Here is a 14,757-nt window from a genome sequence, read left to right on the forward strand (position 1 = left end):
TGGCTCCGGGTGCGAATGCTTACAGCGAGAACACGTACAGGTGGCCGCCGAGCGGGATGTTGCGGACCTTCGGGTCCTTGGCCATCTCGCCGCCCCAGATCGGCACGCCGCCGCCCCAGCCCGCGTACACGCCGACGTACTGCTTGCCGTTGACGGTCCAGGTGGAGGGCACGCCGAGCACGCCGGAGGCCATCTGCGGGCTCTTCCACAGGACCTTGCCGGTCTTGGCGTCGAACGCGTACAGGTAGCCATCGGCGCTGCCGGAGAACAGCAGGCCGCCGGCGGTGGTCAACATGCCGCCGTTCCACGGCAGCTCGGACGGGAAGTTCCAGACCTGCTTGCCGGTGTTCAGATCGATCGCCTGCACCGCGCCCCAGTGGTTGGGGAAGGCTGGGTCGCGCTTGACCAGGAAGGTCTCGCCCAGGAACGGCAGGCCGGCCTTGTAGCTGACCGCCGCGCCCTTCATGGTCATGCAGGTGTGCAGGGTCGGCACGTAGGCCATGTGCGTGTCGGGGCTGACCGAGATCGGCCACCAGTTCTTGCCGCCCAGGAAGCTGGGGCAGGTGAACACTTCCTTGTCCACGGTCGGGCGCATCGCCGGATCAGTGACCGGCTTGCCGTCCTTGAAGCCGCTGACCGAGGTGGCCGTGGCGAACTTCTCGGCATAGATCAGCTTGCCGTTGGTGCGGTCGATCGCATAGAACCAGCCGTTGCGGCTGGCGCTGACGATGGCCTTGTACTTCTTGCCCTTGTAGGTGATGTCGGTCAGCACCGTCTCGTTGGTGCCGTCGTAGTCCCAGGTGTCGTTGGGCGTGTACTGGTAATGCCACTTGATCTTGCCGTCGGCCGGGTTCACCGCGATGACCGAGTCGGTGTACAGATTGTCGCCCGGGCGCAGCGTGGCCAGCCACGGGCCGGGATTGCCCACGCCCCAGAACAGCGTGTCGGTGTCGGCGTCGTAGCTGCCGGTCAGCCAGGCCGCGCCGCCGCCGGTCTCGGCCGCGCCCTTGGGCCAGGTGTCACCGCCCGGCTCGCCCGGCAGCGGGATGGTGTGCAGCTTCCACACCTGCTTGCCGGTCTTGGCGTCCAGCGCCTCGATGAAGCCGCGCGCGCCGTACTCGCCGCCGGACACGCCCACGATCACCTTGCCTTTGACCACCAGCGGGGCCAGGGTCATCGCATAGCCCACATCGGGCGCGTTGAGCTGCTCGTTCCAGGCCACATCGCCGGTCTGCGCGTTCAGCGCGACCACGTGGTTGTCCAGGGTGGCCATGTAGACCTTGTCCTCGTACAGCGCCACGCCGCGATTGACCACGTCGCAGCAGATGGTCTTCAGGCCGACGTTGGACAGGTCGTGGGCGTACTCCCACAGCTTCTTGCCGGTGCTGGCCTGGAAGGCGATCAGGTGGTTCTTCGGCGTGGTGATGAACAGATAGTCGCCGTTGACGATCGGCGGGGCCTCGTGGCCCATGTCGAACTCGCTCTTCCAGTCCCAGGCCGGCTTGAGGTTGGCCACGTTGCCGCTGTCGATGGTCTTGAATGGCGCATAGCCGCGGCTGGTGTAGTCGCGGCGGTACATCAGCCAGCCGCTGTCGCTGGCGGCGGCCTTCAGGCGCGCGTCGGTCACCGGGGCATACGGGGCGTCGGCGGCGCTGGCCGCGCCGCTGCAGGCCAGCACGCTGGCCACGGCCAGCGCCTTGAGCGCCTGGGTGGTGGGACGATGGATGTGCATGTGTCGCTCTCCTGGGTAATGGGTTGCCTTGGGGATGCGGTGGACTAGAAGCGGTAGCGGGCCCCGACCCATCCACCGCGCGGGGCGCCCGGCCCCAGGAACCGGGGATCGGAATCCCCGGGGAAGACGTCGCCCGGCTCGCCCAACGTGCCGAAGCTGGCGTAGCGCTTGCCGGTGAGGTTCTCGATGCGCGCGCTCAGCTGCAGGCGCGGGGTCACGTCCCAGCGCGCGTGCAGGCCGAACAGCGCATAGCCGCCGAGCGGCGCGAGCTGGTTGGACTCGTCGCCGCGCAGGGACTGGCTGCTGCGGTACTGGCCATCGATGCCGATGCGCAGGGCCTGGCTCAGCGCGAACTCGACCCCGGCCTTGAGCTGGTGCCGCGACAGGCCCGGGATGCGATCGCCGCGCTGCACGGTGATCTGCCCGTCGGCGTCGGCCTGCGGGTTGTGGACCGCGTTCTCGGTGAACCCGTCCTGGTAGGTCGCATCCAGCCACACATAGCTGGCCGACCACTCCAACCGGTCGCCCGCCAGGCGGCCCTGCGCGGACAGCTCCAGGCCCTGGCGGCGGGTGTCGCCGACATTGGCGAAGAAGCCCTCGTTGGAGGTCGCCCCGCCGACGGCCTGGAACAGGATGTCGTCATGGCTGGTGGTGCGGAACACGCCGGCCTGCCACTGCACGCCGGCGCCGCGGCCGCGCAGTCCGGCCTCCCAGCTCTTGGCCACCACCTGGTCGAGCGGCGGATCGGCGACGAACTGGTTGGGCAGCTTGCACGGCGCGTCCTCGTCCGAGCAGGTCAGTTCCACCGGCGTGGGCGCGCGGGTGGACTCGCTGTAGCTGCCATAGGCGGTGAGCGAGGTGCTCAACTTCCAGGCCAGGCCCGCGGCCGGATTCAGGCGTGAGAACACGTGCTCGCCGTTGAGGTCCGGGTTCTCGCCCGAGCGATCGGCGATGCGCGTGCGGGTGTGGTTGTAGCGGGCCGAGAGGGTCAGCGCCAGCGCCTCGGTGAGGCTGAAGGTGTCGGTGGCGTACCAGGCGTAGGTGCGCGTGCTGGCGAACACGTCCAGTGCCTGATCGGGAATCTGCAGGCCAGCATCGCGCGAGGTGCTGCGGTCCTCCAGCAGCACCGCCGGCGCGACGATGCTGGAATAGCGCACGTTGCCGCTGAGCCAGTCGCCGCCGAGCACCAGCTGGTTGTCGTGGCCCCCGAGCGGGCGCGAGAACACCAGCTGCACGTTGCCGCCGTGCGCGCGCTGGCGGCGGTGGCCGATGTTGTTCACCGCATCGTAGTCGGAGGAGACCGGATCACCGTTCTGGTCGGTGACGAAGGTCGGCTGGCCCTGGTCGTCCTCGTCCTCGCACAAGAAAGCGGGATCGTCCTCGCAGGCTTCCGCGTCGCTGGTGTCGCCGTTGAACGAGCGCGTCCTGACCGTGCGCTGGTAGGCCATCGCGCTCAGCACCACGTCGTCGGCAATGTCGTAGCGGCCGTGCAGGCTGGCCTGGGTCAGGTCGTTCTGCGTCTGGTCCGGCGCGGTGAAGATGCTGGCGTAGTCGCGGCGCATGGCCTGGATCGACTGCGCGCCGTTGCCGGTGAGGTCGGTCCTGGCCTTGGCCAGGTCCAGATCCAGCGCGGCGCGTTCGCCGCGCCAGCCGAAATTGGCCATGTAATGGCGGGCGTGGGTGGGCGAGAGATCGCGCCAGCCCTGCTCGTACAGATGGTCGGCCAGCACGTAGTAGCCCAGCGTGCCGTTGTTGCCGCCGGACTCGACGCTGGCCACCTCGCGCCCGAACGAGCCGGCCTCATACGACAGCGCCGTGCCCGGATCGTCGAAGCCGTTCTTGGACCGCAGCACGATCGCCCCGCCCAGCGTGTTCAGACCGAACACCGGGTTGGCGCCGGTGACCACGTCCAGCCGGTCGATGCCCTGCTGCGGCAGCAGGTCCCAGTTGACCGTGTCGCCGAAGACCTCATTGACGCGCACGCCGTCCTGGTAGACCGCGATGCCCTGGGCGATGCCCAGCAGCGGCGAGCCGGTGAAGCCGCGGAACTGCACATCCGGCTGCAGCGGATTGCCCTGCACGCTGTTGAGGCTGATGCCGGCCACCTGGCGATCCATGGCCTCGGTCAGGTCGACCGAGGTCATGCGGTCCAGCTGGTCCGCATCCAGCCCGCGCACCGGATAGGGCGACTTGTCCGCCGGCAGCGTGGCATCGCCATTGGGCGTCACGCCGACCACGTCGAGCGTGGGCAGCGTGGTGATGCCGGGTGTGGCGGTGTCGGCGGCCAGCGCGGGCATGAGGGCAGGGCAGGCTCCAAGCAGGGCCAGCGCCAGCGCACGGCACAGCGCGCGCCGCGACGGCATCCGCTGGGCGGAAGAGGTCGAAGACGGGGTGCGAAGACGTGCAGCGGCCGGCACGTGCCGGACACCGCTTCGCCGCTGGTCGTCGTTGCAGACGGCCATATGGAGCTCCTTGAACGCGGTTGCAGAGGCTGCGGTGCGCCGGCCTGTGGTCAGGTCGGCGCACCGCGGCGATGGATCGCATCCCGACGCGGGGAGGTGCGATGCGATCCTTCCAACCGGTCAGAAGAAGCCGAGCTTCTTCGGCGAGTAGCTCACCAGCAGGTTCTTGGTCTGCTGGTAGTGGTCGAGCATCATCTTGTGCGTCTCGCGGCCGATGCCCGACTGCTTGTAGCCGCCGAAGGCCGCATGCGCCGGGTAGGCGTGATAGCAGTTGGTCCACACGCGGCCGGCCTGGATCGCGCGGCCCATGCGGTACAGGCGCGAGGCATCGCGGCTCCACACGCCGGCGCCCAGGCCGTAGAGCGTGTCGTTGGCGATGGCCAGCGCCTCGGCCTCGTCCTTGAAGGTCGTCACCGACACCACCGGCCCGAAGATCTCCTCCTGGAAGATGCGCATCTTGTTGTGGCCCTTGAACACGGTCGGCTTGACGTAGAAGCCGCCCTCCAGCTCGCCCGGCAGCTTGTTCTGCGCACCGCCGGTGAGCACTTCCGCGCCTTCCTGCTTGCCGATGTCGATGTAGGACAGGATCTTCTCCAGCTGCTCGCCGGAGGCCTGCGCGCCGATCATGGTGTTGGGGTCCAGCGGGTTGCCCTGCTTGATCGCCTCCACGCGGGCGATGACCTTCTCCATGAACTTCTCGTAGATCGATTCCTGGATCAGCGCGCGCGAGGGGCAGGTGCAGACCTCGCCCTGGTTGAAGGCGAACAGCACGAAGCCTTCCACCGCCTTGTCCAGGAAATCGTCGTCCTCGGCCATCACGTCGGCGAAGAAGATGTTGGGCGACTTGCCGCCCAGCTCCAGCGTCACCGGGATCAGGTTCTGCGAGGCGTACTGCATGATCAGCCGGCCGGTGGTGGTCTCGCCGGTGAAGGCGATCTTGGCGATGCGCGGGCTGGAGGCCAGCGGCTTGCCCGCTTCCAGGCCGAAGCCGTTGACCACGTTGAGCACGCCTGGCGGCAGCAGGTCGCCAATGACCTCCATCAGCACCAGGATCGAGGCCGGGGTCTGCTCGGCGGGCTTGAGCACCACGCAGTTGCCGGCGGCCAGCGCCGGGGACAGCTTCCAGCACGCCATCAGCAGCGGGAAGTTCCACGGGATGATCTGGCCGACCACGCCCAGCGGCTCGTGGAAGTGGTAGGCGATGGTGTCCTTGTCGATCTCCGAGATGCTGCCTTCCTGCGCGCGCAGCACGCCGGCGAAGTAGCGGAAGTGGTCGGCGCACAGCGGCACGTCGGCGTTGAGCGTCTCGCGGATCGGCTTGCCGTTGTCCCAGGTCTCCGCGTAGGCGAGCAGCTCGAGGTTGGCCTCGATGCGGTCGGCGATCTTCAGCAGGATGTTGGCGCGCTCGGTCGGGGAGGTGGCGCCCCAGGCGTCCTTGGCGGCATGCGCGGCGTCCAGCGCGGCGTCCACGTCCTGCGCGTTGGAGCGCGGGATCTGGGTGAAGGCCTTGCCGGTCACCGGCGTGATGTTGTCGAAATACTGGCCGCTCTTGGGCTCCACCCAGGCCCCGCCGATGAAGTTGGCGTAGCGCTTCTTGAAGATGGACTGCGGGTCGGTGGACATCGGCTTGGTGCTGGTGACGGCGTTCATGCGGGGTCTCCTGATGCTTCGGTGTGTGTCGCCCAATGGGTGTGCCCACCAGCGCAAGGCCGATGCCAAAAACGCGGTGCTGCGCCGCGTCACGCTGCCAGGCCGCGGCGCGCCGAGGTTCGTCCGCCGCGGCTGCTGCGGTGCATCACGCCTGCCCGTTGCAAGCGCCCGCGCGCTGTGATGTTTATTGGGACAGCGCGCCGTTGCGCTGTCGCAAAATGCGACACCTGAGGGAGTTGGGACATGGCACAGCCGCAGACCGCTTCGGATCGCGCCCTGGGCGCGGCGCGGCGCGCGTTCTTCGAACACGGCGGCGCGCCGGTGGGCAAGGTGCCCGACACCATCCTGCGCTCGTGGGTGCGCTGTCAGCGCCTGGGGCTGCCGGCGCAGGGCGCGCCGCAGATCGAGCCGGTCAGCGCCGCCCGCCTGCGCGAGCTGCGCGAGGGCCACGAGCGGCTGTGGCGCCTGGCGCGCGCCGAGCTGGAGCTGCTGTCCTCCGACGCGGCGGCCACCGGCAGCATCGTCATCCTCACCGATGAGGACGGCTGGATCCTCGATGCCGAGGGCAGCGCCAGCTTCCTCGACCGCGCCGGCCGCGTGGCGCTGATGCCCGGCGCCTGCTGGAACGAGGCCCAGGTCGGCACCAACGCCATCGGCACGGCCATCGTCGAGGGCCGCCCGGTGGTCGTGCACGGCGGCGAGCACTACCTGGCCCCGCACGGCATCCTCAGCTGCTCGGCCACGCCGATCTTCGACCCCTACGGCACGCGCATCGGCGTGCTGGACATCTCCGGCGATGCGCGGGTCTCGCACATGCACGCCCTGGGGCTGGCGCGGATGGCGGTGGCCAGCATCGAGCACCGCTACTTCGACGATGGCATCCCCGATGCCGAACTGCTGCGCCTGCACCGCGACCCGGCGCTGCTGGGCACCGCGCGCGAGGGCCTGCTGGCCTTCCGCAACGGCAAGCTGGTCGCTGCCAACCAGGCCGGCCTGCAGCTGTTCGGCCTGGAGCGTGGTGAACTGGGGCGCGCCTCGTACACCGGCCTGTTCGCCGACGCGCTCACGCGGCTACGCGACGACGGCGTGCTGCTGGACCGCCAGGGCCGCGCGCTGCACGGCCGCGTCGAGGACGGCCAGGCCCGTCCCCGTCGCCCCGCGGTGCGCCCGCCGATCACCGTCTCGGCCGCGGTCGACCCGCAGGCCAGCGACGCCCCGCTGTTCGATGCCGGGCAGGACGCCTGCCTGGCGCGGGCCCGGCGCGTGCTCGACGCCGGCCTGCCGGTGCTGGTGCAGGGCCAGACCGGCACCGGCAAGGAGGTCTTCGCGCGCGAGCTGCACCGCCGCTGCGCACGCGCCGGCCGGCCGTTCGTGGCGGTCAACTGCGCGGCCCTGCCCGAAGGCCTGATCGAGGCCGAACTGTTCGGCTACGAGGACGGCGCCTTCACCGGCGCGCGCAAGCACGGCAACCCCGGCCTGCTGCGCCAGGCCGACGGCGGCGTGCTGTTCCTGGACGAGATCGGCGACATGCCGCTGGCGCTGCAGCCGCGGCTGCTGCGCGTGCTGCAGGAGCGCGAACTGTTGCCGCTGGGCGGCGGCAAGCCGGTCAAGCTGGACTTCGCGCTGATCTGCGCCACCCATCGCGAGCTGGACGAGGCCATCGCCGAGGGCCGCTTCCGCCCCGACCTGTACTACCGCATCGCCCACCACACCGTGCGCATCCCCGCGCTGGCCGAACACGGCGACCGCGCTGGGCTGGTGCGCGCGCTCTGGCAGCGCCTGGGCCAGGGCCGGCGCCTGACCGACGAGGCCCATGCCCTGCTGGCCAGCTACGCCTGGCCCGGCAACCTGCGCCAGCTCAGCGCCTGCCTGCGCACCCTGGTGGCACTCAGCGAACCGGGCGAGACCATCGGCGCGGACATGCTGCCGTCCTACCTGCACATCCAGCGCCCCGCACTGACCGCCGCGGCGCCCGCGCCTGTCGCGCCGGCGGCGGCGCAGGACCTGGACGCGCTGGCCGAAGCGGCGATGCGCCAGGCCCTGGCCGACTGCGACGGCAACGTCACCCGCGCCGCGCGCAAGCTCGGCATCAGCCGCAGCACCCTCTATCGCCGCCTCGGCGAGGAACTGCGCGACACCACGCACTGACGGCCTGGAGGCCGGCGGACATGACCTGGGCCGCTGCGCGGCTGCTAGACTGCGCCGGTCGAAATGGCAGCGCTTGGTCTGGGTAGGCCCAAGCCCTTTTCTCTCCGCGAGGAAAGCTCTGGCCACACCGTCGCGGTGTGCGCCCCCGACAGTCCCGCGCCCTTGTGCGCTTGCGGGCCTGTTCGGTGCCATCGCGCGCGATCCGGTTCCATCAGGCCCCCTGCAGGAGTCGAATCGATGCGCTTTTCCGATATCCCCACGCGCCGCGTGCTCGTCTATCTCGCCAACGGCGTCCAGGGCGGCGCCGTCGTGCGGGCCGCGCTCGCGCGCGGCTTCGCCGTGCGCGCCATGGTGCGCAGGCGTGCCCACACCGTGTGGTCGTCCGTCAGCGGCGTCGAAACCGTCGAGGCGGATCTCGACGACCTGGACGCCTTGCGCGCCGCCAGCGTCGGCGTGGATGCCGCGGTGCTGCAGATTCCCACCGGCCCGTCCGACACCATGGTGGCGCAGGCGCGGCGCGCGGCACAGGCGACCGTCGCGGCCGGCGTGCGCGCGGTGGTGCTGAAGCTCGCCAGCGCGAGCCGCCCCGCGCCCTGCGCCGAACCGAGCTTCGTTGGCAATGCGCGGGTGGAAGCGGCGCTGCGCGAGGCGGGGCTGTCGTTTGCGTGCGTGCGCCCGACGATGTACCTGGACAACCTGCTCAAGCCTTCGGTACGCAGGGACATCGTCGAGGACGGCGTGTTCTCACCCCCGATCGCGGCCACCCAGCGCATCGCCTGGACCTCGGTCGACGACTGCGCACGCGCCGCCGTCGCCTTGCTGGGAAGCGGCGCAACGGGCGACTACCGGATCGGCGGCGCGCGCGACCTGGACGGGCCCGCGCTGGCGGCCTGCGTGAGCGAGGGTCTGGGCCGGCCTGTCGCCTACCGGGCGCAGCCGGTCGACGCGTTCGAACGGGAGGTGGAGGCCGCCATGGGTGCCGGCATGGGCGCGCGGATCGCGTCCAAGTTCCGCTACTTCGCTTCCTTTCCGCACCAGGCCGACGCGATGCTCACCGGGCCGGGTCCGTACCCCTTCCCGCTGGCGGAGCTCGAACGCACCGACGTCACGGCCTGGGTGCGGCGTCACCGCGCCGCCTTCCTGGTGGATTAGCGCCGGCGATCAGCCCGGCGTCGACCGACATGAATCGCCGTCCGGATCGCTGCCGGGTCGCCTCAGGCGGCCGTGGCCTGCTGCCCGGCCTGGCGTCGCAGCATCGCGTCCATCAGGGCGCGCATGCGGGCGAGGTCGCGCTGGGCGGTCTCCAGCACGCGCGGCTCGTTCGCTTCCAGCACGCGCTGGGCCGCATCGGCCACGTCGTGCAGCACGGCCGCCGCGTCGATGTCCAGGAAGATGCGCAGGCTGCGCACATGGCGTTGCAAGGCCTGCTGCAGCGCCAGGTTGGCGCTGCCGGCGCAGGCGGCGATCGCGTCCAGGGTCAGGTCCAGCTGGGCCAGTTCGTCGAACAGCTCATCGGCATTGGGGCGCATCGGTCGTTTCCGGCAAGATCCCCTGTTCAGAACGGGAACGGGGTTCACAGGATCCTCCGGTCAGCACCGTGAACACCGGGTTAGGGCGGCCGGGGAGCGAGTTTCCGCGTCAGCCGGCGTCCAGCAATCGCAGACCGTCCGGTGTCACGCGCGCCTGGAGCGCCAGGTAGTCGCGCACCCGCCGGTGCGGCGTCTGGAGCGGATGCGCGTGCGCGGCCTCGATCACCAGCACGTCCGCGCCCGCCGCCTCGGCCGCGGCGATGCCGGCCGGCGCGTCCTCGAACACCAGGCAGTCTTCGGCGGCCACGCCCAGCCGCGCGGCCGCCAGGCGATAGCCGGCCGGATCGGGCTTGCCGTGGGCCACATCCTCGGCGGTGACCGTCACCGCCGGCAGCGGCAGGCCGGCCGCCTGCATCCGCCGCAGCGCAAGCGCGCGCGGCGCCGAGGTCACCACCGCCCAGCGCGCCGGCGGCAGGCCGGCGATGAACGCGGCCGCGCCGGCGATGGGCGCGACACCTTCGACATCGGCGATCTCATCGCGCGTGATGCCTTCCGCCTCGGTCTGCGCATCCACGCCCGGCAGGTCGAGGCCGGCGATGGTGTCGATGGCCCGCGCGCCGTGGATGGTCGGCACGAACGTGGCCGGGTCCAAGCCATGCCGCAGCGCCCAGCGCGTCCACACGCGCTCGGCGGCGGCGATCGAAGTCAGCAGCGTGCCATCCATGTCGAACAGGAAGGCGTGGTAAAGCGCAGAGGGATTCAAGAAGCACAACCGAAGCGACGCGGGGGGCCACCAGCCTATCGCCTCACCCGCAGGCCACGCGCGAAGGCGCGCGCGACCCGACACGTTGTTCGCGCCTCTCCCACAGCGCGAGATGCGCCAGTCCCAACCCGTGCAAGAAAGGGAGGGGGCCAAAAGCGCGCGCGGTGCGAGGAGTGGACGGCGCTGCCACGTGCGAGGTGCAGCAGCGCCCAAGATCCGCTCCTCCCCTTTGCGCGCAGCGCAAGGGGGAGGCTGGGAGGGGGTGCTTTTCGCGGTGAATCTCCGGCGACCGAGGCTTCGCGCGAAGAGCGACCCCTCCCCCTCAGTCGCTAGCCGCGACTTCGAGCTCCCCTCCGCCTGCGGCGAAAGGGAGGGGGCCAAAAGCTTTTCTCAGCGCGCTGGTGCCTGCGCCGTCTGCCAGGCCATCCAGTCCACTGCCAGACGCGGCCAGGACGCCAGGGGCAGGCCCTGGATGCGGCGCACGCCGAAGCCGTGGCCGCCTTTGGGGAAGACGTGCAGCTCGCTGGACACGCCGGCACCGAGCAGCGCCTGTTCGTACACCAGCGTGTTCTGCACGGGCACCACGTCGTCGTCCTGCGCGGCCAGCAGGAAGGTCGGCGGCGTGCGCGCGCTCACGCGGTTCTGCATCGAGTAGTCATGCACCAGCTGCGCATCCGGATGCGGCCCCAGCAGGCGCTTGCGCGAGCCGGTATGGCCGATGGCATTGCCCATGTCGATCACCGGATAGATCAGCAGCGCGAAATCCGGCCGCGCGCTGAGGCGGTCGACGGCATCCACCGGCGCGTACACCGCATCCTCGAAACGCGTGGACAGACTGGCCGCGACATGGCCACCGGCCGAGAAGCCCATCACCCCCACGCGCGCCGGGTCCAGGCCGTCCGCCTTCGCGTGCGCCCGGATCAGCCGCAGCGCGCGCTGTGCATCGGCCAGCGGCGCATCGCGGCCATCGACATGGCCCTCGTCCGGCAGCCGGTAGCGCAGCACGAACAGGGTGATGCCCGCCTGCTCGGCGAACGCCGGCACCAGCGAGGTGCCCTCGTTGTCGATCACGATGTGCGCATAGCCGCCGCCGGGCACCACCAGCAGCGCGCTGCCGTTCGGATGCGCCGGCCGGTAGACGACCATGTACGGCGCGCGGATGCCGCGGATGGAGCGGTCCGGCACCGCCGGATCATCGCTGTGGTCGACGATGGTCGGCTGCGCCGGTGCGCCTTCCGAGCCCGGCCCGGTGCCGCCCGGCCACAGCAGGATCCGATGGCTGAGCTCTTCGGGGGTTTCGGCCGAAGGCCGCTCGGCGGCCTGCGCCGACACCGCCACGGCCAGCAACAGCAGCACCTGCACCCAACGCATCGCGATTCCCTTGCCGAATGGATCAGGCCCGGATGCTACGCCCGCGGATGGCGAGCTGTGGTACAGGCGTGACACGCGAGGCGGCGCTCAAGGCGTGGCCTTCAACGCCTTCCACTCCTGCGAATCCAGCCGATAGCGGAACTGGGCCGCGTCGGTGGGATGGAATTCGGCGCCGCTGAGCAGGAACACGAACTGCTGGCCGGTGACCGAGGCCTTCATGTCGCCGAGCGTCATGATCCAGCCGGGCCATTCTTGGATCACCAGCACCGCGGGCACGCGCACCGCATTGGTCTGCATGACGTCCTCGACATGCACGCGATAACGGATGACGTTGGCGAACCCCGGACCCGTGCGCCCCTCCAGATCGATGACCGGCCGTCCCTGCCCATCGAGCATGTCCACCTCGACGATGCGGCCGACGATGACGTGATCGGACTTGGCCAGGATCTCGGACAGCGGCCGGGGGGCGATCGAGGTCGCATCGGCCGCGCCACCGCAGCACAGCGCCAGCAGCAGCATCCATCGCTTCATCGCCACGCCCTCCGGGACCGATGCGGCGAGCTTAGCGCGGCGACATCTTCCCCGCGTCGCCGCGCCTCACACGTCCCCGCCATCGGCCCAGCCCTCACCGGTGCCGCGCTGGAACACGCGATCCCGGTCCAGCACGCGCCCGGCGGGCAGCGCCTCGGCATGCTCGAGCTCGGCGTAGAGCGGGGTGAAGTCCGGCGCGGTGGCCTGGATCAGCTGTTCGAAGCTGTCGATGACGAAGTAGGTCTTCTGGTAGTCGTCGATGCGGTAGCGCGTGCGCATCACCCGCGTCAGGTCGAAGCCGATCCGGTTGGGCGCGGCCGACTCCAGGCAGTACAGCGACTCGCCCTTCGACGAGACGATGCCGGCGCCATAGATGCGCAGTCCCTGCGGCGTGTCGATCAGGCCGAACTCCACCGTGTACCAGTACAGCCGGGTCAGGTTGACCAGCGCCTGCGGGCCGATGCCATGCGCCTTGACCCCGCCGCGCCCGTAAGCCTGCATGTAGTCGGCGAACAGCGGGTTCATCAGCAGCGGCACGTGGCCGAACAGGTCGTGGAACAGGTCCGGTTCGGCGATGTAGTCGATCTGCTCGGGGCGGCGGATCCACCAGGTCACCGGGAAGCGCCGGTGCGCCAGGTGCTCGAAGAAGTCCAGCTCCGGCAGCAGGCCCTCCACGCCGACCAGCTGCCAGCCGGTGGCCGCGCCCAGCACCACGTTGAGGTCGTCGAAGCGCGGGATCTCGTCCGCGCTCAGGCCCATCGCATCCTGCGCGGCGAGGAACTCGTCGCAGGCGCGGCCCACCAGCAGCGCGCGCTGGCGTTCGAACAGCTGGCCCCAGGTCTGGTGATCGGCGGCGCTATAGCTGGCCCAGGGCTGCTCGACCAGGGCCGTGGTGTAGACCGGGACATAGCCCTTGTCGGTGAGCTGGTTCTCGACGCGGCGCGGTACGGTGTCCATGGCGGTCTCCTGCGGGCGGCAACGGCAGGCTCCCACGCTACCGGCAAGCGCGCGCAATGGGCTTGCGAAAGTTGCAGGATCTGGCCTCCAGGGCGCAATCTTGTTGCGTCATTTCATGTTGCGACGCGACAAATGGACGTCACAAGCCCGCTCGACCGCACGGATCTACGCCTGCTGGCCCTGCTGCAGACCGACGGCCGCGCCAGCAACGCCGAACTGGCCGCGCGCATCAACCTGTCGCCCTCGGCCTGCCTGCGTCGCACCCAACGCCTGGAGGCGGCCGGGATCATCACCGGCTACGGTGCCAGGCTGGAGGCGCGGGCGCTGGGCCTGGGCCTGCAGGCCTTCGTGCGCGTCCAGCTGGCCCAGCACGACCAGCCGGCGATCGAGCGCTTCGCTGCCGCCGTGTCCAGCTGGGACGAGGTGGTCGCCTGCCACGCGCTGACCGGCGACATGGACTATCTGCTGCACGTCCTGGTGCGCGACCTGGACCACTTCTCGCGCTTCCTGCTGGATCGGCTGCTGGCCCAGGCCGGCGTGGCCGACGTCAACTCCAGCTTCGTCCTGCGCACCGTCAAGGATGCCGCCGGCATCCCCCTGCCCACCGCCTGACCGGAACCGACCATGCACGCCACCACGTTGACCGCCCTGCAGCCGTTCGTCCCGGGCGGCGCGGATTTCGCCGCCAGCCGGCGCCTGTTCGCCGCACTGGATTTCGTCGAGGACTGGGAGGCCGGCGATGTGTGCGGATTCCGCAGCGGCCCGGTGTCCTTCATCCTGCAGGACTTCCACGACGACCATGTCGCCCAGAACCTGATGCTGCGCGTGGTCGTGCCCGACGTGGACGCGTGGTGGACCGAAATGGCGGGGCGCGGGCTGGAGCAGCGCTTTCCCGGCTTCCGCCTGGGCGCCCCGACCGACTTTCCCTGGGGCCGCGAAGTGCACATGATCGACCTGGCCGGCGTGTGCTGGCATATCGCCAGCGACTGACCCACCGCCATGCTCAAACTGCTCGGCAAGCCGTCCTCGATCAACGTGCGCAAGGTGCTGTGGCTGGCGGCCGAGCTGGACCTGGCGCTGGCGCACGACGCGATGGACGGCCCCGGCGCTGCGGACGCGCTGCGTGCGCTCAATCCCAACGGGCTGGTGCCGGTGCTGATCGACGGCACCGCGGTGCTGTGGGAATCCAACACCGTCTGCCGCTATCTGGCCGCGCGCCAGCGGCGCCACGACCTGCTGCCGGTCGATCCCCTGGCGCGGGCGCGGGTGGAACAGTGGATGGACTGGCAGGCCACCGAGCTCAACGGCGCATGGCGTCCGGCGTTCATGGCGCTGGTGCGGCGCGCGCCGCTGACCCAGGACGCCAATGCGGTGGACGCCAGCATCGCGGCCTGGAACCGGCTGATGGGCCTGCTGGACGCGCAGCTGGCCACGACCGGCGCCTTCGTCGCCGGCGCGGACTTCACCCTGGCCGACATCGTGCTGGGGCTGTCGGCCAACCGCTGGCGGATGACGCCGATGACGCGCCCGGAGCTGCCTGCCGTGGATGCCTGGATCGCACGCCTGGAGACGCGGGCCGGCTATCGTGCCCACGGCGGCAACGGCATTCCCTGA

The 14,757-nt window shown here is 70.3% G+C and carries 13 protein-coding genes; 5 read left to right on the forward strand and 8 right to left on the reverse strand.

Annotated features, from left to right (window positions below; all coding sequences use genetic code 11):
- Positions 1-19 precede the first annotated feature (19 nt).
- The 3 genes from LAJ50_RS19845 to adh all read right to left on the reverse strand — a co-directional run bounded on the left by LAJ50_RS19845 (position 20) and on the right by adh (position 5,844).
- Positions 20-1,732: a methanol/ethanol family PQQ-dependent dehydrogenase gene (locus LAJ50_RS19845; protein ID WP_138652387.1), complete on the reverse strand. Its 1,713-nt coding sequence runs from the start codon at positions 1,730-1,732 to the stop codon at positions 20-22.
- Positions 1,733-1,776: 44 nt separating this feature from the next.
- On the reverse strand, positions 1,777-4,029 hold the full coding sequence (locus tag LAJ50_RS19850) for a TonB-dependent receptor (protein ID WP_171044567.1): 2,253 nt from the start codon (positions 4,027-4,029) through the stop codon (positions 1,777-1,779).
- Between the two features lie 285 nt (positions 4,030-4,314).
- Entirely contained in the window at positions 4,315-5,844 is a 1,530-nt protein-coding gene (adh, locus tag LAJ50_RS19855) for an aldehyde dehydrogenase (RefSeq protein ID WP_130532266.1), read from the reverse strand.
- Between the two features lie 243 nt (positions 5,845-6,087).
- Between adh and LAJ50_RS19860 the strand changes: the two genes are divergently transcribed.
- Both LAJ50_RS19860 and LAJ50_RS19865 read left to right on the forward strand, forming a co-directional pair.
- Complete coding sequence (locus tag LAJ50_RS19860; RefSeq protein ID WP_138652391.1) at positions 6,088-7,992, forward strand: sigma-54-dependent Fis family transcriptional regulator; 1,905 nt, start codon at positions 6,088-6,090, stop codon at positions 7,990-7,992.
- 237 nt (positions 7,993-8,229) lie between these two features.
- A complete protein-coding gene (locus tag LAJ50_RS19865) occupies positions 8,230-9,144 on the forward strand; it encodes an NmrA family NAD(P)-binding protein (RefSeq protein ID WP_138652393.1) in 915 nt (304 codons plus the stop codon).
- A gap of 62 nt (positions 9,145-9,206) precedes the next feature.
- On the opposite strand, the gene LAJ50_RS19870 is transcribed toward LAJ50_RS19865, so the two are convergent.
- From LAJ50_RS19870 to phhA, 5 genes are all read right to left on the reverse strand, one after another.
- A complete protein-coding gene (locus LAJ50_RS19870) occupies positions 9,207-9,521 on the reverse strand; it encodes a hypothetical protein (protein WP_130551473.1) in 315 nt (104 codons plus the stop codon).
- A 109-nt stretch (positions 9,522-9,630) separates the two neighbouring features.
- Complete coding sequence (locus LAJ50_RS19875) at positions 9,631-10,284, reverse strand: HAD-IA family hydrolase (protein WP_205961520.1); 654 nt, start codon at positions 10,282-10,284, stop codon at positions 9,631-9,633.
- Positions 10,285-10,674: 390 nt separating this feature from the next.
- Positions 10,675-11,655 carry an alpha/beta hydrolase gene (locus tag LAJ50_RS19880; RefSeq protein WP_130551472.1) on the reverse strand — a complete coding sequence of 327 codons (981 nt, stop codon included), beginning with the start codon at positions 11,653-11,655 and terminating at the stop codon, positions 10,675-10,677.
- 87 nt (positions 11,656-11,742) lie between these two features.
- A complete protein-coding gene (locus tag LAJ50_RS19885; RefSeq protein ID WP_130551471.1) occupies positions 11,743-12,186 on the reverse strand; it encodes a hypothetical protein in 444 nt (147 codons plus the stop codon).
- 66 nt (positions 12,187-12,252) lie between these two features.
- Positions 12,253-13,143, reverse strand: a complete 891-nt coding sequence (gene phhA / locus LAJ50_RS19890; RefSeq protein WP_138652395.1) for a phenylalanine 4-monooxygenase — start codon at positions 13,141-13,143, stop codon at positions 12,253-12,255.
- A gap of 132 nt (positions 13,144-13,275) precedes the next feature.
- On the opposite strand from phhA, the gene LAJ50_RS19895 reads away from it, so the two are divergent.
- From LAJ50_RS19895 to LAJ50_RS19905, 3 genes are read left to right on the forward strand one after another with little or no spacing between them, the layout of a single operon-like run.
- Positions 13,276-13,755 carry an Lrp/AsnC family transcriptional regulator gene (locus LAJ50_RS19895; RefSeq protein ID WP_138652397.1) on the forward strand — a complete coding sequence of 160 codons (480 nt, stop codon included), beginning with the start codon at positions 13,276-13,278 and terminating at the stop codon, positions 13,753-13,755.
- Between the two features lie 12 nt (positions 13,756-13,767).
- On the forward strand, positions 13,768-14,133 hold the full coding sequence (locus LAJ50_RS19900; protein WP_130551468.1) for a hypothetical protein: 366 nt from the start codon (positions 13,768-13,770) through the stop codon (positions 14,131-14,133).
- Between the two features lie 9 nt (positions 14,134-14,142).
- Positions 14,143-14,757, forward strand: a complete 615-nt coding sequence (locus LAJ50_RS19905) for a glutathione S-transferase N-terminal domain-containing protein (protein WP_138652399.1) — start codon at positions 14,143-14,145, stop codon at positions 14,755-14,757.

This window comes from Pseudoxanthomonas sp. X-1 (genome assembly GCF_020042665.1).
Lineage (GTDB): Bacteria > Pseudomonadota > Gammaproteobacteria > Xanthomonadales > Xanthomonadaceae > Pseudoxanthomonas_A > Pseudoxanthomonas_A spadix_A.